General features: G+C 47.6%; 23 protein-coding genes. 9 read left to right on the top strand and 14 right to left on the bottom strand.

What is annotated here, in order from left to right:
- The first annotated feature begins 131 nt into the window (after positions 1–131).
- The 3 genes from BM367_RS07195 to BM367_RS07185 all read left to right on the top strand — a co-directional run bounded on the left by BM367_RS07195 (position 132) and on the right by BM367_RS07185 (position 3068).
- The gene (locus BM367_RS07195) at positions 132–1847 is read left to right on the top strand and encodes a tetratricopeptide repeat-containing sensor histidine kinase (protein ID WP_092459346.1); all 1716 of its coding nucleotides are present in this window, start codon (positions 132–134) and stop codon (positions 1845–1847) included.
- Positions 1848–1850: 3 nt separating this feature from the next.
- Complete coding sequence (locus BM367_RS07190) at positions 1851–2654, top strand: LytR/AlgR family response regulator transcription factor (RefSeq protein ID WP_092459344.1); 804 nt, start codon at positions 1851–1853, stop codon at positions 2652–2654.
- Between the two features lie 135 nt (positions 2655–2789).
- Positions 2790–3068, top strand: coding sequence for a hypothetical protein (locus tag BM367_RS07185; protein WP_143103979.1), 279 nt, complete (start codon positions 2790–2792; stop codon positions 3066–3068).
- A 119-nt stretch (positions 3069–3187) separates the two neighbouring features.
- Here the strand turns inward: BM367_RS07185 and BM367_RS07180 are convergent, their stop codons facing one another.
- Together BM367_RS07180 and BM367_RS07175 are read right to left on the bottom strand one after the other, a co-directional pair.
- Complete coding sequence (locus BM367_RS07180) at positions 3188–5035, bottom strand: RagB/SusD family nutrient uptake outer membrane protein (protein WP_092459340.1); 1848 nt, start codon at positions 5033–5035, stop codon at positions 3188–3190.
- A 26-nt stretch (positions 5036–5061) separates the two neighbouring features.
- Positions 5062–8259 carry a SusC/RagA family TonB-linked outer membrane protein gene (locus BM367_RS07175; protein ID WP_092459338.1) on the bottom strand — a complete coding sequence of 1066 codons (3198 nt, stop codon included), beginning with the start codon at positions 8257–8259 and terminating at the stop codon, positions 5062–5064.
- 433 nt (positions 8260–8692) lie between these two features.
- On the opposite strand from BM367_RS07175, the gene BM367_RS07170 reads away from it, so the two are divergent.
- Positions 8693–9583 carry a sugar phosphate isomerase/epimerase family protein gene (locus tag BM367_RS07170; RefSeq protein ID WP_092459336.1) on the top strand — a complete coding sequence of 297 codons (891 nt, stop codon included), beginning with the start codon at positions 8693–8695 and terminating at the stop codon, positions 9581–9583.
- Positions 9584–9656: 73 nt separating this feature from the next.
- Here the strand turns inward: BM367_RS07170 and BM367_RS07165 are convergent, their stop codons facing one another.
- Positions 9657–10268: a superoxide dismutase gene (locus BM367_RS07165; protein ID WP_092459334.1), complete on the bottom strand. Its 612-nt coding sequence runs from the start codon at positions 10266–10268 to the stop codon at positions 9657–9659.
- Positions 10269–10383: 115 nt separating this feature from the next.
- On the bottom strand, positions 10384–10839 hold the full coding sequence (locus BM367_RS07160) for a hypothetical protein (protein WP_092459332.1): 456 nt from the start codon (positions 10837–10839) through the stop codon (positions 10384–10386).
- 125 nt (positions 10840–10964) lie between these two features.
- On the opposite strand from BM367_RS07160, the gene BM367_RS07155 reads away from it, so the two are divergent.
- On the top strand, positions 10965–11729 hold the full coding sequence (locus tag BM367_RS07155; protein WP_092459330.1) for an XRE family transcriptional regulator: 765 nt from the start codon (positions 10965–10967) through the stop codon (positions 11727–11729).
- A gap of 12 nt (positions 11730–11741) precedes the next feature.
- On the opposite strand, the gene pdeM is transcribed toward BM367_RS07155, so the two are convergent.
- The 3 genes from pdeM to BM367_RS07140 are packed head-to-tail and all read right to left on the bottom strand — an operon-like array spanning position 11742 to position 14350.
- The gene (gene pdeM / locus BM367_RS07150; RefSeq protein WP_092459328.1) at positions 11742–12389 is read right to left on the bottom strand and encodes a ligase-associated DNA damage response endonuclease PdeM; all 648 of its coding nucleotides are present in this window, start codon (positions 12387–12389) and stop codon (positions 11742–11744) included.
- Positions 12390–12397: 8 nt separating this feature from the next.
- On the bottom strand, positions 12398–13348 hold the full coding sequence (locus BM367_RS07145) for an NAD(P)H-dependent flavin oxidoreductase (protein ID WP_092459326.1): 951 nt from the start codon (positions 13346–13348) through the stop codon (positions 12398–12400).
- 6 nt (positions 13349–13354) lie between these two features.
- Complete coding sequence (locus BM367_RS07140; protein WP_092459324.1) at positions 13355–14350, bottom strand: sugar phosphate nucleotidyltransferase; 996 nt, start codon at positions 14348–14350, stop codon at positions 13355–13357.
- Between the two features lie 213 nt (positions 14351–14563).
- Between BM367_RS07140 and BM367_RS07135 the strand changes: the two genes are divergently transcribed.
- Positions 14564–15844: a serine hydroxymethyltransferase gene (locus BM367_RS07135; protein WP_092459322.1), complete on the top strand. Its 1281-nt coding sequence runs from the start codon at positions 14564–14566 to the stop codon at positions 15842–15844.
- Positions 15845–15898: 54 nt separating this feature from the next.
- On the opposite strand, the gene BM367_RS07130 is transcribed toward BM367_RS07135, so the two are convergent.
- From BM367_RS07130 to secA, 4 genes are read right to left on the bottom strand one after another with little or no spacing between them, the layout of a single operon-like run.
- Positions 15899–17080 carry a M20 metallopeptidase family protein gene (locus tag BM367_RS07130; protein ID WP_092459320.1) on the bottom strand — a complete coding sequence of 394 codons (1182 nt, stop codon included), beginning with the start codon at positions 17078–17080 and terminating at the stop codon, positions 15899–15901.
- Between the two features lie 16 nt (positions 17081–17096).
- Positions 17097–17552 carry an SPOR domain-containing protein gene (locus BM367_RS07125; protein WP_092459318.1) on the bottom strand — a complete coding sequence of 152 codons (456 nt, stop codon included), beginning with the start codon at positions 17550–17552 and terminating at the stop codon, positions 17097–17099.
- A gap of 9 nt (positions 17553–17561) precedes the next feature.
- Complete coding sequence (deoC, locus tag BM367_RS07120) at positions 17562–18233, bottom strand: deoxyribose-phosphate aldolase (protein ID WP_092459316.1); 672 nt, start codon at positions 18231–18233, stop codon at positions 17562–17564.
- 14 nt (positions 18234–18247) lie between these two features.
- Positions 18248–21571 (bottom strand): preprotein translocase subunit SecA, encoded by a 3324-nt coding sequence (secA, locus tag BM367_RS07115; RefSeq protein ID WP_092460959.1) that lies wholly within the window; start codon positions 21569–21571, stop codon positions 18248–18250.
- A gap of 242 nt (positions 21572–21813) precedes the next feature.
- On the opposite strand from secA, the gene BM367_RS07105 reads away from it, so the two are divergent.
- Genes BM367_RS07105 through BM367_RS07095 form a run of 3 tightly spaced genes read left to right on the top strand, consistent with a single transcriptional unit; the run spans position 21814 to position 24798 of the window.
- Complete coding sequence (locus BM367_RS07105) at positions 21814–22968, top strand: Gfo/Idh/MocA family protein (RefSeq protein WP_092459312.1); 1155 nt, start codon at positions 21814–21816, stop codon at positions 22966–22968.
- Positions 22969–23015: 47 nt separating this feature from the next.
- Positions 23016–24071, top strand: coding sequence for a sugar phosphate isomerase/epimerase family protein (locus BM367_RS07100; protein ID WP_092459310.1), 1056 nt, complete (start codon positions 23016–23018; stop codon positions 24069–24071).
- Positions 24072–24102: 31 nt separating this feature from the next.
- The gene (locus BM367_RS07095) at positions 24103–24798 is read left to right on the top strand and encodes a 3-keto-disaccharide hydrolase (RefSeq protein ID WP_092459308.1); all 696 of its coding nucleotides are present in this window, start codon (positions 24103–24105) and stop codon (positions 24796–24798) included.
- Positions 24799–24804: 6 nt separating this feature from the next.
- Here BM367_RS07095 and BM367_RS07090 read toward each other — a convergent pair whose 3' ends face one another.
- From BM367_RS07090 to BM367_RS07080, 3 genes are read right to left on the bottom strand one after another with little or no spacing between them, the layout of a single operon-like run.
- Positions 24805–25284 (bottom strand): hypothetical protein, encoded by a 480-nt coding sequence (locus BM367_RS07090; RefSeq protein WP_092459306.1) that lies wholly within the window; start codon positions 25282–25284, stop codon positions 24805–24807.
- Positions 25285–25296: 12 nt separating this feature from the next.
- Positions 25297–25935 (bottom strand): hypothetical protein, encoded by a 639-nt coding sequence (locus BM367_RS07085; protein ID WP_092459304.1) that lies wholly within the window; start codon positions 25933–25935, stop codon positions 25297–25299.
- Positions 25936–25975: 40 nt separating this feature from the next.
- Positions 25976–26581, bottom strand: coding sequence for an RNA polymerase sigma factor (locus tag BM367_RS07080; RefSeq protein ID WP_245759925.1), 606 nt, complete (start codon positions 26579–26581; stop codon positions 25976–25978).
- Positions 26582–26586: the final 5 nt, after the last annotated feature.

The raw sequence follows: 26586 nt of genomic DNA, 5'->3' as shown, positions 1-26586 counted from the left end.
GAAATTCAAATCAAAAAATAGGATAACCGCACATTTTTTCATGACCTTGAGTGTGTACACATAGTAGAATCCTTGCATCCGGATAGCCCGGTGCTTTTTATGCTGAGGTTTATTAGTTTTGTATATCACACATGATAGAAGGTTTACGATATGGCTGCTTCTTTTGGCCTCTATGGCTGCAGGCGGCATTCTTACACTTTTCTTTTCAGCCTTACCCAATTTCCAATAAAGCTTTAAAAGATACTTTTGCTTTTCATCTCCCGGCCGATAGCCTGCTGGCAAGATGCATAGAGGCATTTGAAAAACGCGATTTGAACCAAGCCACATCTTTTGGAATTCAGGCTGCCGAAGCATTTCATCGGCAAAAAAAATATGCCTCCGAAGCGCTTGCCTATTCGTATCTGGGTGAAATATGCAAACAATTGGGCACTATCGATCGCACCCTGGCCTACAGCTGGCAGGGAATTGATTATGCCCGAAAGGCAGCCGCTATTTGCCAACAAATTCACGATACGGCCGGCTGGGTTGATGCCCTGAATGTACAGGGTATCATTTTCCGCGATATTGGCCAGGTTCATCCTTATGAAAAATATTATGATTCAGCACGTAGCTGTTATCTAAAAGCCATGAAATTGATTCAGCTTTCTGGCAAAGCCACAAAATATATTCCCAAACTGTACAATAATCTCAGCCAGATTGCTACGGAGTATGACCATAATTATGCAAAAGCGCTCGAATACCTGTCAAAAGCCATTGCTATTAATGAGAAAAATCACAACCTCATTAGCCTTTCTTATAACTATGGCAACGTGGCTTATGTGTATCAACAAATGGGAAATCTCCAGAAGTCTATTGCCTATGCCCGTAAAACGGTAGCTGCTGCTCAATCGTTGCGCATGCCCGATCGGTTACTGAATGCCTATGAACAAGCGTATGAAAGTTTTAAAGCGGCTCGCCAGTTCGATTCTGCCTTGTATTACTATGAGCTCTACAATACCATCAACGATTCTATGGCCAATGTGGAGAAAACCCAACAGATTGCCGATATGCAAACCAAATATCAGACCCTCCAAAAAGAATCTACCATCCAGCAATTGAATATACAGAATCAAGCTAAAACCCGGCAAATTAGTCTGCTGGCAGGAACACTCCTGCTAATGGGTCTCTTGCTGGGAACAGTGATCTGGCAATATTTAAAAACAGAAAAACAAAAAAAACTAATTGCCCTGCAATCTGAGCAATTGAAAACGATGATGAAGGAATTGCATCACCGGGTGAAAAACAATCTGCAAATTGTGAGCAGCTTGTTGAGCTTGCAGGGTTATAAAACAAGCGATGAACCAACCAGGCAGGCTTTTCGCGAAAGTCAGCAACGCGTGTGGGCTATGAGCCTCATCCATCAGCGATTGTATCAAACCGATCAACTCACTACCATTCACATCCAGGACTATTTATCCGAACTGGCACAATCTCTCATCATTGCCTTTGGTTATGATCCGGATACATTCGATTTGCAGGTAACCAGCAATTGCCAGTGGCTGGATGTGGAGAAAGCTTTGCCACTTGGCTTAATGGCCAACGAAATCCTCACCAATGCTTTCAAATATGCATTCATGGATCTGCCTCAACCCGCATTGCATATCAATTTTGAAGAACACAAGGATCACATGCATCTTACTATCCGATATTCCAGCCAAACATGGGATAAAAATCGCTGGCTTTCTAACAATCAATCATTCGGCCATCAACTGGTAGCTACACTTTGCAAACAACTAAGAGCCCGGCAGGAATTGGATATTCAACAGCACGCAACCACATTTTCCTTTTCTATTCCCAAATCAGCCTGATGCATGCCTGATGAACACATCCATATTCTCATCGTAGAAGATGAATCGATTGTGGCGCTCGATCTGGCCACAGGCCTGCAACACGAGGGATATCATATCGTGGGCATTGCCGATCATGCAGAAGAAGCCAAAACATTATTTACCTCTCATCAAGTAGATCTGCTGTTGATGGATATTCATATCCGGGGTGAAAAAGATGGCGTGGAAACCGCCAAGGAATTGATGGCCATCAAACAAGTGCCCTTGATTTATCTTACAGCCTATACGGATCATGAAACCATTCAACGCGTTAAACAAACCTATCCTGCTGCCTTTCTTTCCAAACCTTATGATATCCATCATGTGCGCATTGCCATTGAACTGGCTCTGAACAACTTTGCCCTGTATAGGCAGCGTACCGGGAAAATGATTTCACTGCCTTCTGCCAACACAGACGAAGCAAGAGATAATGTTTACACAAATCCCACACAGGAAAAAGAGAGCATTCTTCAGTATGATGAGTTTATTTTTATCAAGCAAAACTACCGATTCATCAAAATCCGCACAGCCGATATCTTATATGCCAGTGCCGACGACAACTATGTGCATTTGCATACAAATGATAAGAAATACAGCCTGCGCATACCTCTGGCACAACTCATCGAGAAAATTCAATCACCACAGCTGGTTCGTATTCACCGCTCCTATGCTGTAAATCTTCAGGCTATTCAATCGTTTACCGAACAGGAAGTGGTCATCAATAAACAACATTTGCCTATTGGCAGAAATTACAAAGAAGATTTTCTGAAAAACTTTTATTTCAGATAATCATCATTTTTAGTCCTCATTTTTCCCTGCATTCGCCCACAGATTTTTTGATTTTACCCCCTTGCAAATCCGGCAGGTAGATTTTGCAGGTATTTTAGCCTCATGATGAAAACCTTACCCGTATTTCCTTATCCTATGGCATACTCAGTTCGCAGTGCCACAACAGTGGTTCTGGTCAGGTATTATCCCCGAACGGTGCATCAAAACATGCATGTGATATTCCGGAGTGAAAGTTTTGTTCATGTTCGAATGGAAATCAAAGATTACAATATGCGTATCTGGTCGGGCCGCACCTTGTTGCTCAGGCCAGGTGAGCAGGAATTGATTTTTCATCTGCATTTTTTAGCTGAAGGCATGTATTGGATTGAATGGGATAAACCGGAATTGCCGTGGATTGAATTTCTGAAGGCGTAGGCTTTCGTGTTGTTGACCCCCTTCATCCTGTTTGTTACCCCAAAACTTAAGATAAAAAACAGGAGGCACCTGGAAGAGCCTCCTGTTTTGCATTTCAAGAAATAAATTGGGAATCGATATTAGTATCCGGGATTTTGTTTGAGATAAATGGTACCTGTCTTGTTTTCAATATCAATCTGCGACTGCGGAATGGCAAAGATTTCATTCTTGCCTTGCGTGAACTTCGCTCCCGTCATATAAGGTACACGAACAGCGGTAAGTTGAGCATATTTATTTAACACTGTAGCCATATACCCGGGCGATTCCTTATCCCATCTTTGCAGATCGAAGAAGCGATGGCCTTCCATGGCAAATTCAAGCCGTTCTTCAAAACGAATAGCCTCAAGCGCCGCATTTTTACCCAGAGAAGCAAAATAACCTGGACCATAGACGCTGGTATAAGTGCTGATTTTATAATTATCAGCCGGTGTGGTTTGGGGTGAATAAGTAAAACTCTTGGCGTCGAAGGAAGCATTTTTATAGACCCAGCCGGCCTTATTAGCAGCCCGCGCCCTTACACTGTCCACATACACCTGAGCCTGGTTCAGGTCGCCCAGTTCAGCGTTACATTCGGCTTCCCAGAGCAAAATCTGGGAATAACGGATTACATTGACATTATTAGCGGTAAGTTCTGTTGAAGCCCAGAAAGTAGATACATCGGAATACGTACCCTTTTGGCTTTTAGCATATACATTTTTCTTGGGGCTGAATAACCAGTCGTTAGATACATCCCGAATCCAAGAGGGATTTTGAGGCCCCCAATCCAGATAGGGAATGCCTGGCCGACCCATGGTCCAGTCAATACGCGGATCCAGAAATCCCGTCCAAGGATTCAGGGTATCACTCACATTATTTCCCTGTTGATAAGCATTATTCTGGAATAAGGGTAGGCCATTATTATCCGTTTTGAAAGCATTGGCCAGATCTTCCGAAGGATTATCAAATCCACAACAAGCACCTGGACCCGCATTGTACGGGAAATTCAATACATCTCCATAATTTCCATTTGCGTTACCTGTGATATTGGCTGCATCGCCTGAATTGTCGTTCACTGACATTTGCACAGCAAATACGCTTTCCGTGCTATTTTTAGCCGAAGGGTCGGGGTTGAAGTTATTAGCAAAAACGGGCTGCAATGCATATTTCTGTCCTTTGGCATTCACTCCGTTTTGGATGATATCATCCAGCAACCCCTTCGCCTGTGAATATTTCAGTTCATACATATAGCACCAGGCCAGAAAAGCTTCAGCGGCATATTTATTGGCTCTACCAGGCTCGGATTGTACAGCAGGCAGATTGGTCATGGCAAACTGAAAATCGGCTTCAATGTTGGGAAGCGGATCGATATAATTGCCAGAAGCATCTACATTGGGAGCATTGAAATTGTTGTTGGTATAAGTAATGCTTTCATCCACATAGGGAATATTCTTAAATACCCGGTAGAGTTCAAAATGATAAAACCCACGTAGAAAACGGGCTTCGGCAATTACTTCCGTGGTATCCAGTGTTCCTAAGTTTTTGGCAATGCGAATGGTACGAATTACATCATTGGCTCGTTGGATACCATCGTACATGGCATCCCATTTTTGAGCCGGGTAACTGTTGCTGGGATCGGCACTCCAGGTTTCCAGCGGCACAATGTCGCCCTGGTCAGAAGGGGTGGATCCTTTGTATGCATTATCCGCACACACATCGCCATACACCCAATTGGATGCTGCAGAACCCCAACCGGAATTGTTTCCTCCTTCGCCATCTAGCAAGGAATAAGCTCCAATCAGCAATTGCTGAATGCCTTCAGGCGTGGCCAGTGTTTGCTGGCTTACGGCACCTATTGGTGGTTTATCGAGGAAGTTTTTGCAGGAATACAAGGAAATCAGGCAAGTTCCTACAATGGAAAAGCTGATCCAGAATTTATATTGTCGTTTCATTTCCGTACGGTTTTAGATGTAAACAATTAGAATGAAAGATTAACACCCACAAAATAAGCTTTCTGATTCGCTGGATAGTTTCCGAAATCGATCCCAAAATTGCTGTTATCGTTCAGGTTAGAACCCTGCAATTCAGGATCCAGTCCGCTGTATTTGGTGATGGTGAACAGGTTGGCAGCCTGTACATAAATCCGCAAGCGGTCAATCCCGACTTTTGACAGGCGTGCAGTTGGAATGGTATATCCGATTTGCAGTTGTTTACACCTGAAATAGGATCCTTTTTCCATATACCACGAATTGAACACCGTGGTATTGCTGAAATTGGCTTTGGTAGTAAGGATCGGTGTTTTGGGATTGGGGTTGGTGGGTGTCCAGGAATCGTACACAGCTTCTTTGCTTACAGCTCCCTGGAATACCTGCCAGAAATCGGTCCAGTATTTCACATAATTGATCACATCATTTCCATACACACCATAGAAAAAGGCTGATAAATCGAAGTTCTTATATGTAGCTGCTATATTTAATCCATAAGTAAACTTCGGATTGGGATTGCCAAAGAACACCCTATCAGCATCTGTGATTTGTCCATCGCCATTGGCATCCAGATATTTGAAAAAGCCAGGAGCAGCACCCGTTTGAGTAGGTGATTTGGCGACATCGTTGGCATCTTTGAAATAGCCAATCACTTTATATCCAAAGAAAGCACCGATAGGATGACCCACCTGTGCACGGGTAAATGCACCAATACGAGTTGAACCCGCACTGTAATAATCCTGATACTGGAAAGGCAGCTTCACAATTTTATTGTTGTAAGAAGTCAGCGTTCCGGTCAGATCCAGATTGAAATCGCTGCTAATCCGGGCATGGTAGGTGCCACTGAAGTCAATTCCAGTATTCTGAATATTTCCTAAGTTCACAAATGGGGAAGCAGCTCCACCAGCCGTTGCTGGCAAAGTTACAGGAAACAATAAACCACTGATAGCTTTCTTATACCAGTCCAGTGAAATGTCCAGCCGATCACCTAAAATAGTTGCATCAAAACCCACATTAGTCAGGATATCGCCCTCCCATTTGGCTTTTGGATTACCCAGCTGGCTATTATACCAGCCCAATAAAGAAGATGTTCCTGTTCCATTCAAGTCGTAGTAAGACTTACTGGCGAACTGTGAATATAATGTGTAAGCATTAGTGGGATTAATGTTGCTCAAGGAACCCAATTTACCCCATCCACCTCTGATCTTCAGATCATTGATCCAAGTAATATTTTTCATGAACGATTCCTGAGAAATACGCCATGCCAACGATACCGAGGGGAAGTAGCCATAGCGGGATTCCGGCGCCAGCATAGACGAACCATCCCGCCGCAGGGTGGCCGCCAGCAAGTACTTGTCTTTATAGCTGTAATCCAATCGGCCAAACAAGGAGAACAAAGTATTGTTTGTATATACACTACCGCTGTTTGATACTGCACCACTACCTGTGTTCAGTTCCCAGTAGGTGGGGTCGGTAATGACGTAATTGGTTCGGCTAGCCACCATAGATCGCCCAAAATTGTTCACGGCTTCCGAACCCACCAGCAGTGCCACATTATGACTACCAAACTGCTGGCTGTATCTCAAAGTGTTGGTCCAGGTCCAGCTGCTGTTGTATCCAGCTCCTTCGGTGTAGCTATTGGGATTGGTAGCTCCTTCGGCATTTTCGTAGGCGGTATAAGTAAAGAAATAGTAATAGTAGTTGTCATAATTTCCACCAAATTGGGTACGGGCGGTAAAATGCTTCAGGAAATCCACTTCGGCATACACATCGCCTAAAACGGCCCAGTCATTGGACTTGTTATCTTTTGTTCGATATTGGTTCGCATAAGGATTTTGTGAGTTACTTAAGTTTTTAGCTCCTGTGCCTGCAAAATTACCCATGATATCATAGATAGGAATAATCGGCGGTTCCCGATAGCTGAAGGAGATAGCATTTCCTTCGTTCTGGTTGGTGAAACCCGGATTTTGTTTGTAGTAAACATATGCATTTTCACCTACCCGGATATGATCACCCACTTTGAAATTACTGTTCATCCGAACGCCATATCTTTTCAGGTAAGTATAAATCAAAGTACCTTCCTGATTCAAGTACTCGAGCGAGAACAGGTAATTGGATTTATCAGTTCCACCACTGGCAGAGATGGAGTGCTGCATTTGCAGGGCTGGCTTGAATATCGCATGAAACCAGTCGGTCCCTGCTTTGTTGGCCCGGGTGATGCGGTTATCGTCGGGCTGTCCGGGATCAAATACATAATCGGATGGACTGGTACCCGGGTCCCCTTCTTTAGCACCGGTAGGGATAATATAGTCGGGTAATACAGGAGTAGGCCCACTTCCATACTGCGGATGGCTGGGCGTAATGCCGTCGTTTTTATAAGCTTGCCAAATCAGGTTTGCTTCTTCCTGAGGAGTGGCAATATTCCAGACATTCCCACTCAACGGCCGCTGGGTACCAATGTAGCCGTCATAATTTACTTTGGTAGCTCCGGCTTTCCCTTTTTTAGTAGTTATAATCACCACACCATTGGATCCGCGCACGCCGTAAATGGCTGCCGCACCGGCATCTTTGAGGACTTGAATAGATTCGATATCATAAGGATTGATGTCCTGCATACTTCCCACCTGCACACCATCTACAATAATCAATGGATCGGTGTTACCCAGTGAGGTGATACCCCTGATCCGGAAATTGCTTCCACCACCGGGCACACCGGAGTTGATTACCGTTACCCCGGCTGCCATCCCTTGCAATTGGGACTCCAGCGTTCCTGCGGGAATTTGCTTGAGATTATCCACATTCACAATGGATACAGAACCGGTGATGTCTTTTTTCTGTTGTGCAGTGTACCCCGTCACCACCACTTCGTTGAGCTGGCTGGCGCTTTCCTGAAGTTTAATGGTGAGGGTAGAATGCCCATCCACCGGCACCTGTTGGGAGTTAAACCCAATAAAAGATATCACCAGCACGGCCTGGTCATTCGGCACCTGAATGCTAAAGGAACCATCCGGCCCTGAAACAGCACCGGTGTTCGTTCCTTTTACCTGAATGGAGGCCCCGACGATGGGAGAATTATCCGTCGCATTGAGAATGGTTCCCCGGACGGTTCGCTGGGCTAAAGCCTGGGTGCTCAGGGCCACGGCACCCAGGATCATCACAGCCCGAAACAACTGTGTAAGTCTGTGTTTCATTGTGCAGATCTGGTTTATGGGTTAAAAGATCAATTTTTGAACTATCTATTTCGAAAGAATATTCAAACAACTATCTCACCTGAGCAGACAGCATAAAAGCTATCACTCTCATGCCCAACACGCATATCAAGGAAAGGGGTCCAGAAAACACAACCGGGAAGCAATCAGAGAAGAATAACCAAATGAAGGAGAAACCAAAGCGGGTAAGGAGTAAACCAAATTCATATACAGTGGTTTAATGGGTAAAGGAGTCAAAACCGTATCGACAGACAAACTTATGCGATTTGTTTTAAAAAAACAAATACTTTTTTAACCTTTTTTTATACTTTTTTGACGGTCTTGTGGGAATGTTCAAAAGAAGATTCTTTTTTTCAAAAATTATCCAGTACTTTGAGTCTGTATCTTTCAATCTGTATCTTTCAAATTGTTACCCATGACTACCAGAAGATCTTTCCTGCAACAGCTTTCGGTAATGACAGCTGCCGTACTGGCCGCGCCTCTTTTGCCTGATACCGAAGCCCAGAGCCGGGCTATTGGCCTGCAACTTTACACCATTCGCGATGCCATGGCCAAAGATCCTGCAGGATCCCTGGCGCATGTAGCTCGCATAGGTTACAATGAAGTGGAAGCCGCTACCTACACGGGCACCGAAAAATTTTACGGCTATGAGGCAAAGGCCTACAAGCAACTGTTGAATCAGAACCATCTGCAACAAATTAGCGGACATTATATCCTTGGCGGATTGGAAAAAACTTCCCGTTCTCCCCTGGGCAGCATCCAAAACGGCTGGGAAAAAGCCATTGAAGATGCCCATACGGTGGGTCAACAATACATGGTATGCGCCTTCCTGATGCCCGATGAACGGAAAACCCTCGATCAGTACAAAAAAATTGCTGATATTTTCAATCGGGCAGGCGAACAATGCAAGCAGGCCGGCATCCAATTTTGCTATCATAACCACAATTTTGAATTTGAACCCATTGACGGGCAGATTCCTTATGAGGTGTTGCTGAAATCAACCGATCCCAACCTGGTAAAAATGGAAATGGATATTTACTGGGTCAAAAAAGCCGGGCAGGATCCGCTCAAGCTGTTTGCCAAATATCCCGGCCGCTTTGTACTCTGGCATGTAAAGGATATGGATAATACACCTAAGCAGTTTTTTACGGAAGTAGGCCATGGCATTATTGATTTTAAAACCATCTTTGCGCATGCGCGACAAGCAGGCATGCAGCATTTCTTTGTGGAACAGGATGTATGTCCAGGGGATCCCTTTGTAAGCATTACGGAAAGCTATCAATACCTGCACAAATTGCTGGGGTGATCTTTCTATTTTTGATTCAAAAAAACTAAAAAGCCCGCTTCAGAAGCGGGCTTTGCTTTATGCATTTGCCAGTTCATGATTTCAATGCCGCTTCATAACGCTTTTCTACCTCGGGCCAGTTCACGATGTTCCAGAAGGCATTCACATAATCGGCGCGGCGGTTCTGATATTTCAGGTAATAGGCATGTTCCCATACGTCCAGTCCGAATATCGGCGTACCTTGCTGTTCGGCCACATCCATCAGCGGATTATCCTGATTGGGCGTGGAAGTAATGACCAGTTTGCCGTTCTGCACAATCAACCAGGCCCAGCCACTGCCGAAACGACCCAAAGCGGCTTTGTTAAACTCTTCTTTAAACTTGTCAAAGCTGCCAAAAGTACTATTGATGGCCTCGGCCAGCTTACCCGAAGGCTGTCCGCCACCCTGCGGAGATAAGATGGTCCAGAACAAAGAGTGGTTATAATGCCCACCTCCATTGTTGCGCACAGCTACCGGATATTTGGATACCTGTTTCAGAATTTCTTCAATGGTTTTGTTTTCGGCATCCGTGCCCGCAATAGCATTATTCAGGTTGGTCACATAGCCGCCATGATGCTTGCCGTGATGAATTTCCATCGTGGTCTTATCAATATGGGGTTCCAGTGCATCAAAAGCATACGGTAAGGAAGGAAGTGTAAATGCCATAATCTATCGATTTTAAAGGGTTAAAAATGAATGTCAAACAGGATAACAAAAATACACATTTATCTACCAGCTGGCAAATTAGCTATGATTCGTCTGGTCATCCCATTTTCAAATTTTATGTCCGCAACCAGGGGCGAGCCACTTCCCGGAATGGCCAGGGTATGGCAATGATGATCAGCAGCAAGGCAATGCCAAAGAAAACAAGTGAACGGGCGAGTTTTTGCTGGTCGCTCTGGGCTTTTTTTACCCGGCTCCAACCCACGTGTACCAAAATCCAGGCTATGATCATCAACGTTTCATGTTCTACGGTAAAAAATCTCGCAGAGGCTTGTTGCATGGTTTGCGACATCTCACTCCACCGGGACAGCCATCCTCCCACGATGTACAGGATGATACCAATCAATAACTGCAGATCGCAGCTAATCATAAAAAGCAATCCGCTACGGCGATGTACGGGCAAATATTTTTTATCACCCATAAATTGGGTGAATGCGCTGAACCATGCCCACAGGCCCAGTAAAATCACCACCCAACGCATCCAGTTATGCAGAATCAAAAAGAAAGTGTGCATGAGATAAGCATTTTATGACAGCCAAACAAAAATACAGGTCAAACTCCTGATTTCCAATTTTTCCATGCCTGTTTTGCAAAAGCTTACTAAATTTGTTAGCAATTCTGAATTTTAGACTAACACTTATGGCATCCCTGGCCGGAAAAAACATTCGCATCCTGCGTCAGCAGAAGGGACTTACCCAACAAGCATTTGCCGATCGGCTGGGCATCAAACGGTCGTTGCTGGGCGCGTATGAAGAGCAAAGAGCCGAACCGAGGCTGGATGTACTGCAAAAGATTTCGGAGTGGTTTGGCATTTCGCTGGAGGATTTGCTGTGGCAGGATCTGTCAGCCCCGGGTGTACGCTTTCGACGCCTGAAAGAACAGGCCCAGCAAACGCCCCGCCAGCGCATTGAATTTGTCCCGCAAAAAGCCGCTGCTGGCTACTTGCAGGGATATAGTGATGAAGAATTTATCGAAGAACTTAATACTTTCACCTTGCCCATGCTGGGTGCGGGCCACTATCGCGCTTTTGAAATCAGTGGTGATTCCATGCTGCCGGTGGAGTCGGGATCAGTTGTCGTAGGGCATCGCGTGGAGCGGCTGGAAGATGTCAAAAACCAGCAACCCTGCATAGTGGTAACCCGGCAGGAAGGTATTGTGTACAAACGAATTCAGAAAAGCAACCGGCAACCGCAGAAAATTACCCTGGTATCCGACAATCCGGCCTATCCGCCCTACAGCGTTTCCAAAGAAGATATTCTGGAAATCTGGCAGGCCGATCTGATCATCAGCCGCCCAGCACAAAAGCCCCGCATAGGGGTGGAACAACTGGCTGAAGTAGTACAGCAACTGCAATCACGCATCGACAAATTGCAACGGTCATCTTCTTCATCCAAACGGGCATAACCATTGGGCATTTCAACCAGCAGGCACTTCCACCACTTCATTTCCCAAAACAGCATACACCTTTGCACCACTTGCAAAACGAATGAAATGGCGACCGGTAAATTTCCCAAATGCAGGTAAAACGGCATAGGTCTGTGTAAAATAAAAACAGGGCATTACCACCGATTGCCTGGCTTTGCCCTGGATGCGCACACAGGGATGAATATGTCCGCACAAAAAATAACTGCTTGCTGTTTCCATATCTCCCTGCGGTACATGCACCATGTGGAAAGGCCCCAGTTTCAGCTCATGATGAACTTGAATCTGCAGGCGATTGTACTCTTCCTCTGCCAGGATATCGTGATTGCCTTTTACAAGATGAAATGTGATGTCAGGGAATTGTTTGCGCCACACATACCATTCCTCTACCTGATAATTCAACTGGCTGTGAAACAAATCGCCCAGCATGATGATTTGTTGTGGAGCATAGCGCACAATAAGTTTTTGCAACAGCCTGAGATTTTCCTGATTTAGCTCTGCAGGTACAGCTATGCCTGCCCTGCGGAAATGCATGGCTTTTCCCAGATGCAGATCAGCTACAATCAGAGCAGCCTGTTTTTCCCAGTAAATGGCTTTTTCCGGCAATAATGTCAATGATTCTCCGCCACAAACAACTTGCATGGTTTCCTTTATGCTAACTTCATTTCAACGATTTGCCTACGGACCCTGCAAAATTCCTCCCATATTTCCTTCACCACTTCTGCAGCAGGCTTGATTTCCCGCACCAGCGCACATATCTGGCCAATTTCCAGTTCACCGTTTTCCAGATCCCCTTCAAACATGCCTTTTTTGGCACGACTTCTTCCCAGTAAATTTTTGAGTTCTTCTACCGAGGCACAGCGGTTTTCGGCTTCCTGCACCTGCTGGAAAAATGCGTTTTTCAGCAAGCGCACAGGCACAAGTTTTTTCAAAGTAAGCATGGTATCTCCTTCCTGCGCCTGCACCACGGCTTGCTTGAAAGCCGGATGAGAAGAAGCCTCGTGCGTGGCTACGAAGCGGGTACCAATCTGCACGCCCTCTGCACCCAACGCAAATGCAGCCATCATGGCCCGGCCACTGGCAATGCCTCCCGCAGCAATTACCGGAATCTGCACGGCTGCACAAACCAGCGGAATCAAGCACATGGTGGTGGTTTCCTCGCGGCCATTATGCCCTCCAGCTTCAAATCCTTCGGCTACAACAGCATCGCAACCTGCCTGTTCGGCTTTCATGGCATACTTTGCTCCCGGCACCACATGCACCACCGTTATGCCATGCGATTTCAGAAAAGGCGTCCATTTGGAAGGACTGCCACCGGAAGTGAATACAATGCGCACCCCTTCTTCCACAATGATTTGCATGTGCTGCTCAATATCGGGATACAGCAAGGGGACGTTTACGCCAAAAGGTTTGTCTGTTGCAGACTTGCACTTGCGAATATGCTCGCGCAATATTTCCGGATACATGCTGCCCGAACCAATCAAACCCAATCCTCCGGCATTGCTTACCGCACTGGCCAGCTTCCAGCCGGAGGTCCACACCATGCCTGCTTGAATGATGGGATACTGAATACCCAATAGCCGGGTTACACGATTATCCATAACCGATTATGCAAAATCAATTTCTGTATTATCGCCAATATTGAGATGCTGCGACAAACCCTTGATATGTGCATCGCTTCCAATCAATGAATCTGATAGCACCACCTCTTTTAATTTGCTGTAGGCCCCAATGATGGATTGCTGGATAATGCAGCGATGAATGAGCGTATGCTCACCGATCGTTACATTGGGACCAATGATGGAATCTTTGATCCTGCATCCTTCAGCAATGCTTACCGGCTGCACAATGATGCTGTTTTCAACCACACCTTCAGGAATCGGAACGGGTGGCTGCTTTTTTAATAACGTGGCATTCGACTCTAAGAGCTTGTCCTTTCTGCCGCAATCAAACCAAACTGTAACCTTGAAAGGAACAAATGAAATGCCTTTCCGGATCATGCATTCTATTGCATCGGTGAGTTGAATTTCGTCGTGTGAACGAATGTTGTGTTGCACCTGATGCGTCAGGCAATCAAACAATGCATCGGTATCAATGATTTTATACACACCCACCAGGGCTGTATTGGAGGTCGGAATCTGGGGTTTTTCTTCCACGTGTAGAATACGCTGAGTAGCTTCATCAATTTCTGCTACCCCAAAATCACGAGGATCATCCACTTTTTTAATGCCCAATAAATTTTGCCTGGCCTGTATGATGGCTTTGTAGTCAAATTCACAGATGGTATCGCCAAGCATGATCAACACTTCATCGTGCTGCACCCATTCCCGTGCCAGCCACACCGCATGGCCTACTCCTTCGCGTTCGGTTTGATGTACAAAATGGCTTTGCAAAAAGGGATATTTCTGTTCCACATAGGCACGAATTTTTTCGCCCAAATGCCCGGTAATGAAAATAAATTCCTGGATACCGGCTTCATGCAAGGGGTCAATGATAAAATCGAGCAAAGGCTTGCCAGCCAGAGGTATCAATGCTTTGGGCTGGGTGTGGGTATGCGGCCGGAGCTTGGTTCCGGCACCCGCAACAGGAATAATTGCTTTCATGATATCGGGTTAAGGTTGTAATCTTCCTTTCGCCAAAAATAGGTTTTCTGTGCGTTTAGCCTGTTTGCATCGATACACGGTGTGGAAAAATTCCCATAAGTGTATGCATTGCCATGATTTTGCTTGGATACAGCAGGCTGAAATTACCATAATTTAACCGGAGATAAAATCCATCAGGAACATATTTATGGCCTATTTTTGCCAAAAACACATATGCTTCGCGATCAACAAATCTTTGATATCATCCGCCAGGAACTGGAACGCCAGCGCAAAGGCCTGGAATTGATTGCTTCGGAAAACTTTACCAGCCTGCAGGTAATGCAAGCCATGGGTCAGGTGATGACCAATAAATATGCGGAAGGCTATCCCGGGCATCGGTATTATGGAGGATGTGAGTTTGTTGATCAAAGCGAACAGTTGGCCATCGATCGGGCTAAACAAATATTTGGGGTTCCGTATGCCAATGTACAACCCCACTCAGGTGCACAGGCCAATGCCGCTGTGATGCTGGCCGTGTTGCAGCCAGGGGATAAAATCCTGGGGCTCAACCTCAGCATGGGCGGTCATCTCACGCACGGCTCGCCGGTGAACTATTCCGGAAGGCTTTATCAGGCCTTGTTTTATGGCGTGGATCGCGAAACCGGACGGGTCGATTATGATCAGCTGGAACAGGTGGCCCTGGCCGAAAAACCCAAGCTGATCATTTGTGGTGCTTCGGCCTATAGCCGCGACTGGGATTACGCGCGTATCCGTCGCATAGCCGATGAGATTGGCGCTTTTGTCATGGCCGATATTGCCCATCCGGCCGGACTGATTGCCAAAAACCTCCTGCAATCGCCTTTTGAGCATTGCCATTTTGTTACCACCACCACCCACAAAACCCTGCGGGGCCCGCGCGGAGGCATGATTCTGATGGGTAAGGATTTTGAAAATCCTTTTGGCATCAAGACGCCTAAAGGTGAAACCCGTATGATGAGCTCGCTGATCGACGCCGCCGTGTTTCCGGGCATCCAGGGCGGCCCGCTGGAACATGTGATTGCCGCGAAAGCCGTGGCATTTTTCGAAATCCTCACCGACGATTTCACCCAATACGCCAAACAAATCATTGCCAACGCCCAGGCCATGGCCAAAGCTTTTCTGGATAAAGGCTATCATATCGTATCTGGCGGCACGGATAACCATTTGCTGCTGATTGACCTGCGCAACAAAAACATTACCGGTCGAAAAGCCGAACAAACCCTGGTGAAGGCCGATATCACAGTGAACAAAAACATGGTGCCCTTCGACGACAAATCGCCTTTCGTTACCTCGGGTATCCGCGTGGGCGTGCCGGCCATTACCACACGTGGATTGAAAGAGGAACACATGCCGCAGATTGTGGAATGGATCGACGAACTGATTTGTGATCCGGATAATGAACATAAAATCGCCACCGTGAAATCGGCTGTCAACCAGTTCATGGAACAATTTCCCCTCTATCCGGAATTGGGATGATGCGTTGGGTGTATAAAGCCTGCGCTCCAGAAAAATGAGTCAGGCAAATGGAATTCATTGCTGGATATGGGCTCCCAACCAGGCCATGATGCCGGCTCCAATTTCAATGGCCCGCTCATCAATGTCAAATTGCGGTGTGTGCACGGTGGGTCCTACGCCTTTTTCTGGGGCTGCTACTCCCAGCCTGAAAAAACAAGCCGGAATGACCTGTGAATAAAACGCAAAATCTTCCGCACCCATGCGGGGATCTACGTCTTTGACATGCGCAGCATCCAGATATTGTTCAGCCAATCTACGAGCCGCCGTTGTTACCTGTTCATCGTTCACCAGGCATGGATATCCTACCGGAATTTCTACTTCGGCTTCAGCACCCATGGCCTGAGTCACATGCTGAACGGTGTTGCGAATGAGTTCATGGGCCCGGAAACGCCAGGTTTCATTCATGGCCCGGAATGTGCCCAGCAGCTTGACTTCCGTAGGAATCACGTTGGTGGTGTATCCGCCGTTGAAGGCACAGATGGAAAGCACCGATGGTGAAAAGGGATCTTTCTGCCGGCTGATGACCTGTTGCAGCGCCACCACTACATGAGAAGCCGCCAGAATGGTATCGGTGGTCAGATGGGGAGAAGCAGCATGGCCGCCTTTGCCCCGAATGGTAATATAGATTTCATCAGCCGAGGCCATGCTAATCCCACTGCGAAAGCCCAGGTAGCCCACCGGCAGCTCGGGATGCACATGCATGCCTAAGATGCACGACGGACGCGGGTTTTCTAAAGCCCCATCGCGGATCATCAGGCTGGCGCCGCCGGGATGTTTTTCCTCGCCGGGCTGGAAAATGAGTTTTACGGTTCCCTGCCATTCGCGGCGCAACTGCTGCAAGATATACGCCGCGCCCAGCAAGCAGGTGGTATGCACGTCATGCCCGCAGGCATGCATCACGCCCGGATGCTGCGAGCGATAAGGCACGTCATTGGCTTCTTCGATCGGCAAAGCATCGATATCGGCGCGCAAAGCCACGATGCGCGACTGTGGGTTTTGCCCCTCGATCAATCCCACTACACCTGTACCGGCTACCGGTGCCCGGTAAGGAATGCCCCATTCCTGCAACTTTCCGATGATGAATTGCATGGTCTGATGCTCCTGGAACGACAGCTCAGGATGCTGGTGCAGGTGATGACGGATGGCTATCAGTTGCGGATAAATTTCTCTGGCTAAAGATTTGACCTGTGCTAACATGATTCAATAACAGATTTCAACGGCTGGAAGGTAAAATGGCTTCTGCATCAATCACATCCGGTACAATGAATACCCCGGAAGAAAATATTTCACGCAAGGTATCACGCAGGGGAATGGCATCCTCCTGGTTTAAAAAATCGCCCACCCGAACCCGGAAATAAGGTGCATGATATTGCAGATAAGCACGGTATTGCGGAAACCGCTGCAGCAGCAAAGCCCTTACCTGATTGGCCCTTTCCCGGTCGTCGGTACTGATCACCTGTACCCGGTATCCCTTATGAAAGCGGTTGGCATAAAAATGATATTGCCGGTACAAGTTCACCAGCCGGGTCAAAGCACTATCCTGAATCCATTCCACCGCCGGAGCGGCTGCCTGCTGGGCTCGCACTTGAGCTGAAAAAACACATCCCATCAGCATAACAACCACAAACCATCCGAAGAATACAAGCAATTTCAGGTTCAATTTGTACATACAGTGTATTTAAACCTGCTGAATAGCTTCCTGCATGATGGCCACGCCGGCACTGCAGCCTATCCGGGTTGCACCGGCTTCCAGGTATTGCCGCACCTGCTCATAGTGGCGAATCCCTCCGGAAGCCTTGATCTGAATATTTTCCGGCAACAATGAGCGCATCAGTTTCACGGCCTCCAGGCTGGCACCCTTTTCAGCAAAACCGGTGGAGGTTTTCAGAAAATCGACCGGATAATTGCCATACAGGTTACAACAAAAGCGGATCTGATCTTCTGACAGGATACCTGATTCAATAATCAACTTAAGAATTTTACTCCCGTCATGAACGACCGGTAAAATGGTTTCTATTTCCCGCCTGAGATAGGCCTCATCACCGGAAAACAGGGCCGATAGATTCATAACCATATCCAGCTCATCGGCACCTTCTCCCATAGCCTGTTTTGCTTCAGCCAGCTTGGTTTCGATAGTTGCATATCCCAACGGAAAACCCACCACGGTAGCCACTTTTACACGAGATCCCTGCAAATATTGCCGCGCTCTTGATACGTAACAAGGCGGTACACAAACGGCCGCAAAACCATATTGCATGGCTTCTTCGCAAAGCCGGTCAATATCAGCTGCTTTCGCTGTGGGTTTCAGCAGGGTATGATCAATGTAGGAAGCAACAGATGCGGATGACATAGGTTAATGATTTTTTATGCCTCACGGCCATGGCAGTGTTTGTATTTCTTTCCACTTCCGCACGGGCAGGGATCATTGCGGCCGATCTTGGGTCCTACCCGAACGGGCTCATGCTTCACAGGTTCGCTGTTAGTTACCAGCTCACCCTCTTCATTCACATACTGCCGACCATATTGTTCTTTGGAAGCCCGCATGCGGCTCATATCGGTACGTTGTTCATGCCCTTCGCGGATAGCCTGGCGCTGCTGTGGCTGACCCTCCTGCACGGGCAGGCTTGCCCGGCACAGGAATGAAACAATCTCCTGGTGCGTTTCACTGTCCATTTGTTTGAACAGGTTGAAAGCCTCCATCTTGTAAATGACCAGCGGATCTTTTTGTTCATATACCGCGCTCTGCACCGATTGCTTCAGGTCGTCCATAGCCCGCAGATGTTCTTTCCAGGCTTCATCAATTAGGATCAGGAAGGTATTTTTTTCCAGCGCATGGATAAGCTCCTGGCCGCGGGTTTCGATGATTTTTTTCAGATTGGCAATGATGTTCAATCCTTTTTTGCCATCGGTAAATGGAATGGCAATATTTTCAATGCGTTCGCCTTGTTCTTTGTAAATCTGTTCAATGATGGGAAACACCTGCTGAATGAGTGCCTGCTTTTTTTGCTGGTAATGGCGTACAATCTCACCATATAGCTTTTCGGTAAGCTCCTTTTCGTCCTGATTTTCCAGTTCTTCCGGTGTGATGGAAGTTTCGAAGCTGAAGAGTTTGATAATTTCCAGGGCAAACTCTTCGTGATTGTTTTCATTCTTATGGCGAATAATCAGGTTCTGGGCTACGTCATAAAATGCATTATCCAGATCCACAGCCAGGCGATCGCCGTATAGGGCATGGTTACGTTTGGTATAGATGATGTTGCGTTGTTTGTTCATCACATCATCGTATTCCAGCAAGCGCTTCCGGATGCCGAAGTTGTTTTCTTCTACTTTTTTCTGGGCTCGTTCGATAGATTTGGTGATCATGCTATGCTGGATCACTTCGCCTTCCTTATAGCCCATTTTATCCATCAGGGCGGCAATGCGATCGGAGCCGAACATGCGCATCAGGTCATCTTCCAGCGACACGAAGAACTGGGATGTACCCGGGTCGCCCTGACGGCCGGCACGGCCACGCAGCTGATTATCCACCCGTCGGCTTTCATGCCGTTCGGTGCCGATGATAGCCAATCCGCCGGCTTCTTTCACACCCGGACCCAGCTTGATATCCGTACCGCGGCCGGCCATGTTGGTGGCGATGGTCACCTTACCGGCCAGGCCGGCTTCAGCAATGATTTGGGCTTCGCGCTGGTGCTGCTTGGCATTCAGCACGTTGTGCGGAATTTTTTTCTGGGTAAGCATGCGGCTCAGCAACTCCGATACTTCCACAGAAGTTGTACCCACCAACACCGGTCGGCCAGCATTGCGCAAGCGTTCGATTTCTTCGATTACGGCCCGGTATTTTTCCCGTTTGGTTTTATAAACCAGGTCCTGGAAGTCTTGCCGGATCATGGGTTTATTAGTGGGAATAATGGAAACGTCGAGCTTATAGATTTCCCAGAACTCAGTAGCCTCCGTAGCGGCTGTGCCAGTCATACCCGCCAGCTTGTGATACATACGGAAATAATTCTGCAGGGTAATGGTGGCAAAAGTTTGCGTAGCAGCTTCCACCTTCACATTTTCCTTGGCTTCAATAGCCTGGTGCAACCCTTCGGAATACCGGCGCCCTTCCAGGATTCGGCCCGTTTGTTCGTCCACAATTTTCACCTTGCCATCGATGACCACATAATCCACATCGCGTTCAAACAGGGTATAAGCCCGGAGGAGTTGCTGAACAGTGTGGATACGCTCGGCCTTGATGGCAAAATCGCGCATCAGCTCATCTTTTTTCTGCAACTTTTGTTCAGGCGAGAGGGAGGAATTTTCAATTTCAGCGATTTCGGCTCCAATATCGGGCAGCACAAAAAAGTTTGGATCTTCACCGGCACGGGTGATCTCGTGAATCCCTTTATCGGTAAGCTCTACAATATTGTTTTTTTCATCAATCACAAAATACAATTCCTCATCTACCAGAGGCATTTCCTTTTGCTGGTCGGCCATGTAGTGGTTTTCGGCCTTCTGCAGAATCACCTTGATACCCGTTTCACTCAGGTATTTGATCAGGGCATTGTTTTTGGGCAGCCCACGGTAGGCGCGCAGCAGGGCCAGACCACCGGTACGATAATCGTCTTTCCCTTCGGCAATGAGTTTTTTGGCTTCGTTGAGAAATTTGTTGACAACTTTTTTCTGCAGTTCCACCAGGCGTTCTACCCGGGGTTTCAGTTCATAAAATTGCTGTTCTTCGCCCTGGGGTACGGGACCGGAAATAATCAGCGGTGTACGGGCATCATCAATCAATACGCTATCCACTTCGTCCACAATGGCATAATGGTGTTTGCGCTGTACGATTTCATCGACGCTGTGCACCATGTTGTCGCGCAGGTAATCGAAACCAAATTCATTGTTGGTGCCATAGGTGATATCAGCCAGATAGGCCTGGCGGCGCTGAGGCGTGCTGGGCTCGTATTTATCGATACAATCCACTGTGAGCCCCAGGAATTCAAACAAAGGGGCATTCCATTCCTGGTCGCGCCGGGCCAGGTAATCATTGACCGTGACGATATGCACACCCTCGCCTGCCAAAGCATTCAGATAGGCCGGCAGGGTAGCCACCAGGGTTTTACCTTCACCGGTAGCCATTTCGGCGATCTTACCCTGGTGCAGCACCACACCGCCAATGAGCTGCACATCGAAATAAATCATATCCCATTTCACCGGATTACCGGCGGCTTCCCAGTGAGTACTGTACACCACTTCATCGCCTTCAATCCGGATGTACGATTTCTGGGTGGCCAGTTTCCGATCCAGTTCGGTAGCCTTCGCCCGCAATTCATCATTTGTGGCAAAGCGCCGGGTGGTTTCTTTCATCACGGCAAATGCTTCCGGCAGGATTTCATTCAGGATTTCTTCGATCTTTTCATCCCGCTCTTTTTTCAGCTTATCCACCTGCTGATACAAAGCATCTTTCTGTGCCACTTCTTCGTCCGGCAAAGCATCGGCCTGGTCCTGTGTTTCCCGGATTCGGGCATCGATTTCTGCCAGATGTTCCTGTATCCGGGCCTTGAATTCCTGTGTTTTAGCCCTGAGCTCATCATTAGTCAGGGCGGCGAGCTGTTCATAAATTTCATTGATCTGTGCTACAATGGGCTGGATAAGTTTTACATCGCGTTCAAACTTGTTTCCCCCAAACAATTTTGTCAATAAACCCAACATGATCATCAAAAATTAAGTGGTCGAATGATATAAATACTTTCATGAGCTGCAACAATCATACTGAGCACGCCTGATGCCAATCTGGCATTCATGACCTGTAAAGTTACGCAGATTTTCGCGGCCAGCCACGCGTATTCGGAAAAGGTGGCTCTAAAAAGATGCAAATAAAAACGATGTGCATAATTTTCTGATTCCGGCATTTTTTTTCAAGTTTGTGTATCATCAGAAAAACAATTGGAATTATGGCAAACAGAAAACTCCGTATGGGCATGGTAGGGGGCGGACAAGGAGCCTTTATTGGCGCCGTCCACCGGATAGCCGCAAGAATGGATGGTTTAATTGATCTGGTATGCGGGGCATTCAGCAGCGATCCGGCCAAATCAAAAGCTACCGGCGAATCGCTTTTTCTGCCTGCAGAAAGGGTTTATGGTTCATTCGAGGAGATGATGGAACGCGAAGCCGCATTGCCAGCCGATCAGCGAATGGATTTTGTTTCTATCGTTACCCCCAATCATCTGCATTTTGCTCCCGCAAAACTGGCGCTGGAACGAGGATTTCACGTGGTGCTCGACAAGCCTATGACGTTTAACCTGCAGGAAGCACTCGAACTAGAAAAAATTGTCAAGCAATCGGGGCTGCTGCTATGCCTTACCCATACCTATACCGGCTATCCTATGGTGAAGGAAGCCCGCCAGGTGGTGCTTTCCGGCCGCCTGGGCAGGATTCGCAAAGTGTATGTGGAATATCCGCAAGGCTGGCTGAGCGAGCACATCGAAGGAGGCGAAAACAAGCAGGCCAATTGGCGCACCGATCCCGGCAAGAGCGGCATGGCCGGCTGCATGGGCGATATCGGTACGCATGCATTCAACCTGGCAGAATACGTAACAGGCCTGAAAGTCATCCGGCTCTGTGCCCAAATCAATACGGTAGTACCCGGCCGCAAACTCGATGACGACGGTGCCGTATTGCTGGAATTCGATAACGGAGCTACCGGTGTGCTCATGGCATCCCAGATTGCAGCCGGAGAAGAAAATTGCCTGAAAATCCGTGTCTATGGCGAAAAGGGCGGGCTGGAATGGAAACAGGATGAAGCCAACAGCCTCTGGTTGAAATGGCTGCATGAACCCGCTCAACTCCTTCGGACAGGCGGACCGGGGCTTTCATCCTACGCCCAACACAATACCCGCGTACCTGCCGGGCACCCGGAAGGCTACCTGGAAGCTTTTGCCAATCTGTACCGGAATTTTGCCTTAACCCTTCAGGCGCGCCTGCAAGGCACAAAGCCTCAGCCCGAATGGCTCGATTTCCCCGGCGTGGAAGAGGGCGTGAGAGGGATGCGCTTCATTGAACGGGTCATTGAATCGGGGAAAACTGATAAGAAATGGGTTGAGCTATAACTGTTTGGGGTTAATGATTTGATTCAAATCTGAAAAACACGTGCATCATGAAAACAATTAAAGGTCCTGCCATTTTCCTGGCGCAGTTTATGGGCGATAAGCCACCGTTCAACAACCTGAAAAACATCTGCCAATGGGCTGCTTCCCTGGGATACAAAGGGGTGCAAATCCCCACCTGGGACACCCGATTGATAGACCTGCAAAAAGCAGCCGAAAGCAAAACCTATGCAGATGAAATCAAAGGTATTGTGCAGGAGGCCGGGTTGGAAATTACGGAATTAAGTACCCATCTGCAAGGCCAATTGGTGGCCGTACATCCGGCTTACGACGTCTTGTTCGACAATTTTGCTCCCCCTGCCTATCGCAACAACCCCAAAGCCCGTACCGAATGGGCAGTAAACCAGCTTAAATATGCGGCCCGTGCCAGCCAGCATCTGGGACTCACTGCCCATGCCACCTTCAGCGGGGCTTTGCTCTGGCATACTGTTTATCCCTGGCCCCAGCGCCCTGCTGGCCTGGTAAAAGCCGGATTTCAAGAACTCGCCAAACGCTGGTTACCTATTTTGAATGAATTTGATCGATGTGGGGTGGATCTCTGCTATGAAATTCATCCTGGCGAGGATCTGCATGATGGCATTACCTACGAACGTTTCTTAGAAGCTACGGGCCACCATCCCCGGGCATGTTTGCTCTATGATCCCAGCCATTTCGTACTGCAATGCCTTGATTACCTGGAGTATATTGACATCTACCATGAGAAAATCAAAATGTTTCACGTAAAAGATGCCGAATTCAATCCCACCGGCCGTAGCGGGGTTTATGGCGGCTATCAGGACTGGATTGACCGCCCTGGCCGATTCCGTTCCCTGGGCGATGGACAAGTGAATTTCAAAGCCATCTTCAGCAAGCTGGCCCAATATGATTTCCCGGGCTGGGCCGTGCTGGAATGGGAATGCTGCCTGAAGCACCCGGAAGACGGAGCCCGCGAAGGTGCCGAATTCATTCGCCGGCATATCATCCGCGTTACCGAAAAAGCGTTTGATGATTTTGCCGGAGCGGGAGCCAACGAACAGCTGAATAAAAAAGTCCTGGGCCTTGATTAAACTTATTTTTCCACCTTCTAAAACCTGTTTTATGCAACGAATCTGTTGGACAATCTGTCTGTTTATCCTGCTGGGTGCCTCGCAAATGCCAGCTACGGCGCAAGCCACCTCCCGGCACAAATGGATAAGCCTCTTCAACGGCCGCGACCTAACCGGCTGGCATAGCTATCATCAATCGGCACCAGCACCGGCCTGGAAAGTACAGGACGGAGCCATTGTGCTGGACCACAGCGGAAATGCCCGCGGAGGAGACCTCGTAACCGACAGGGAATTCAGCAATTTTGAACTGGAACTGCAATGGAAAATCAGCAAAGGAGGCAACAGCGGGATTCTCTTTCTGGTACACGAAGACCCCCATATCGGCGCCACTTATTTCACGGGTCCGGAAATGCAAGTGCTCGATAATCAATATGCCGAAGACAATAAAATCCCCTCCCACCTGGCCGGCTCACTCTACGACCTGATTGCAGCCGATCCCAAAGCCGTACACCCGTATGGAACTTGGAACACCGTCCGCATCAAACTGCTGAACGGCCAGCTGACTTTCTGGATGAACGGCAAAAAAGTAGTGGAAACCCAGCTCTGGACGCCGCAATGGGACAGCCTCGTAGCCCACAGCAAATTCAAGCAATGGCCCGTTTTTGCCACCTATCACAGCGGACATATTGCCCTGCAGGATCATGGGGATGAAGTGTGGTTTCGGATTATCCGGATCCGGGAATTGTAAATTGCTTTAAGGCTTTTGCTGCAGCCTTCGCCGCTGCTGGCGTTCCTTCAGCTGGTTAATCAGCTGATTGGTGAATTCTCTTTCTGCCACAAAGAGCAAGGCAACCTTGCGAGGAGGAAGTACTCGTTCGAATTGCTGGCGATATTTTTTCCGGATATCTACCAGCTGCTGTTCATAAGCCAGTTCGTCGTTCAGGGCTTCATTTACCTGGGCATCCGTCGCTGAAGCCAGATGCTGGGCATTGAGCTGCTGCTGGCGATGTTGCTGGCGCGCCGCATTCATCTCCTGCTCGTATTGGTTATAAATCGGCCAGAATTTTTCGGCTTCTTCGGGTGTTAAATTCAACCTTTGTGAAATATAAGCAATCTTCAAGGCTTCAATACGCTGCAAAGCCCTGGCATTATTCTGTGCTTTCAGCCTGGTAAAATTCACCTGGGTTGCAGCCAGAACAAGGAAAAATAAGCAGAGATAGCTTCTTCGCATCATCACATCTGTTTTTCATTGCATAAACGACGCATCGGGCAAGGAGTCCAGATCTAAATATTCCCGGATATCATCCGGTGTAATCCCTCCATAAGAAGTGGGTGAAGGTAACGATAGGCTAATTTCACTGTTGCCCAACTGATGCACAATCAAATCACTGTTGAACAAATCCGTATGCAGTTCCAGATACTGGGCAATGGCTTCCGTGGGAACGCGTTCCAGGCGTGCTTCTATGGATTGTTGACGCTGATACATCCACCAGCCGACCACACCCATACCCACCAGACAGGCAGCCAGCGCAGCACGAATCATCCGTCCGGACAGCCATTTTCTTTTTGCCGGTAAGGGCGGCTGAGCCCCAAGCTTTTGCATCAGCTGTTCGGGAAAAGTTTCAAAATAGTTTTCCGGAACTACAAATGGCAGCTGGCGCGGTATTTTCTTTTCAGGCAGATCCGCTTCCTTCCGGATTGCATCCTGAGCTACACATGCCGGATCCTTTTTCTCCATCAACCTTGCCTTGAGCTGCTGGAGAAAAAAGGTAAAATAATCACCTGGCACATCAAAATCCGGATGTCCCGGAGGCTGAATCCTGCCACGCGTGAGCCGCATCCATTCCTGTCGAACTTCATCCGTTTCTTCCGTAGGCTTTGGCATATCAGGGTTTTTTATTTGGACAAACTTGTTTATGCATCGTTTAATCGTCTTTTAAATAGGCAACAATTTTTTTGACCGCGTGATGATAAGAAGCTTTCAAAGCTCCTTCAGAGGTATGCAAAATACGGCTCATCGTTTCATACGGCATTTCATCATAGTACCGCAAATGAAAAACCACTCTTTGCTTTTCAGGCAATTTCAGAATTGCCTGTTGCAGCTTCCATTCCAGCTTGTTCGCATCAAAATGCTTTTCAGCCTTTAATTTGTTTTCCAAACTATTTTCCACATCCGAAAGCGAGATAGCTCTTTTTTTCTTTTGTTGTTCCAGAAATGTCAGACATTCATTGGTAGCAATGCGATACAGCCAGGTGTAGAGCTGTGATTCTTCGCGGAAATCATCCAGATGATGCCACACTTTGATAAATACGTTTTGCAATAAATCATGTGCATCTTCATGATCAATCACCAATCTCCGTATATGCCAATATAATTTCTCCTGATAACGCTTCACCAGAGCCGTAAAGGCTTGTTCACGCGTATCCGGCGATCTGAACAAAGCAAGCAGTTGCTGATCCGTGTATGTCATTCGATTTTGTGAACCATAAACAGCAGTGGAACCTACACCTGCATCAGTCTTGTTAGACAAACCTT

This window comes from Thermoflavifilum thermophilum (assembly GCF_900116565.1).
GTDB classification, from domain to species: domain Bacteria; phylum Bacteroidota; class Bacteroidia; order Chitinophagales; family Chitinophagaceae; genus Thermoflavifilum; species Thermoflavifilum thermophilum.
Note: the sequence above shows the minus strand (reverse complement) of the source record. Positions and strands in the feature narration are given on the sequence as shown.

Bases quoted from the DNA above. Each gene is read 5' to 3' on its own strand.
- BM367_RS07195 (WP_092459346.1), top strand. From the start codon at position 132: ATGATAGAAGGTTTACGATATGGCTGCTTCTTTTGGCCTCTATGGCTG.
- BM367_RS07190 (WP_092459344.1), top strand. From the start codon at position 1,851: ATGCCTGATGAACACATCCATATTCTCATCGTAGAAGATGAATCGATT.
- BM367_RS07185 (WP_143103979.1), top strand. From the start codon at position 2,790: ATGGCATACTCAGTTCGCAGTGCCACAACAGTGGTTCTGGTCAGGTAT.
- BM367_RS07180 (WP_092459340.1), bottom strand. From the start codon at position 5,035: ATGAAACGACAATATAAATTCTGGATCAGCTTTTCCATTGTAGGAACT.
- BM367_RS07175 (WP_092459338.1), bottom strand. From the start codon at position 8,259: ATGAAACACAGACTTACACAGTTGTTTCGGGCTGTGATGATCCTGGGT.
- BM367_RS07170 (WP_092459336.1), top strand. From the start codon at position 8,693: ATGACTACCAGAAGATCTTTCCTGCAACAGCTTTCGGTAATGACAGCT.
- BM367_RS07165 (WP_092459334.1), bottom strand. From the start codon at position 10,268: ATGGCATTTACACTTCCTTCCTTACCGTATGCTTTTGATGCACTGGAA.
- BM367_RS07160 (WP_092459332.1), bottom strand. From the start codon at position 10,839: ATGCACACTTTCTTTTTGATTCTGCATAACTGGATGCGTTGGGTGGTG.
- BM367_RS07155 (WP_092459330.1), top strand. From the start codon at position 10,965: ATGGCATCCCTGGCCGGAAAAAACATTCGCATCCTGCGTCAGCAGAAG.
- pdeM (WP_092459328.1), bottom strand. From the start codon at position 12,389: ATGCAAGTTGTTTGTGGCGGAGAATCATTGACATTATTGCCGGAAAAA.
- BM367_RS07145 (WP_092459326.1), bottom strand. From the start codon at position 13,348: ATGGATAATCGTGTAACCCGGCTATTGGGTATTCAGTATCCCATCATT.
- BM367_RS07140 (WP_092459324.1), bottom strand. From the start codon at position 14,350: ATGAAAGCAATTATTCCTGTTGCGGGTGCCGGAACCAAGCTCCGGCCG.
- BM367_RS07135 (WP_092459322.1), top strand. From the start codon at position 14,564: ATGCTTCGCGATCAACAAATCTTTGATATCATCCGCCAGGAACTGGAA.
- BM367_RS07130 (WP_092459320.1), bottom strand. From the start codon at position 17,080: ATGTTAGCACAGGTCAAATCTTTAGCCAGAGAAATTTATCCGCAACTG.
- BM367_RS07125 (WP_092459318.1), bottom strand. From the start codon at position 17,552: ATGTACAAATTGAACCTGAAATTGCTTGTATTCTTCGGATGGTTTGTG.
- deoC (WP_092459316.1), bottom strand. From the start codon at position 18,233: ATGTCATCCGCATCTGTTGCTTCCTACATTGATCATACCCTGCTGAAA.
- secA (WP_092460959.1), bottom strand. From the start codon at position 21,571: ATGTTGGGTTTATTGACAAAATTGTTTGGGGGAAACAAGTTTGAACGC.
- BM367_RS07105 (WP_092459312.1), top strand. From the start codon at position 21,814: ATGGCAAACAGAAAACTCCGTATGGGCATGGTAGGGGGCGGACAAGGA.
- BM367_RS07100 (WP_092459310.1), top strand. From the start codon at position 23,016: ATGAAAACAATTAAAGGTCCTGCCATTTTCCTGGCGCAGTTTATGGGC.
- BM367_RS07095 (WP_092459308.1), top strand. From the start codon at position 24,103: ATGCAACGAATCTGTTGGACAATCTGTCTGTTTATCCTGCTGGGTGCC.
- BM367_RS07090 (WP_092459306.1), bottom strand. From the start codon at position 25,284: ATGATGCGAAGAAGCTATCTCTGCTTATTTTTCCTTGTTCTGGCTGCA.
- BM367_RS07085 (WP_092459304.1), bottom strand. From the start codon at position 25,935: ATGCCAAAGCCTACGGAAGAAACGGATGAAGTTCGACAGGAATGGATG.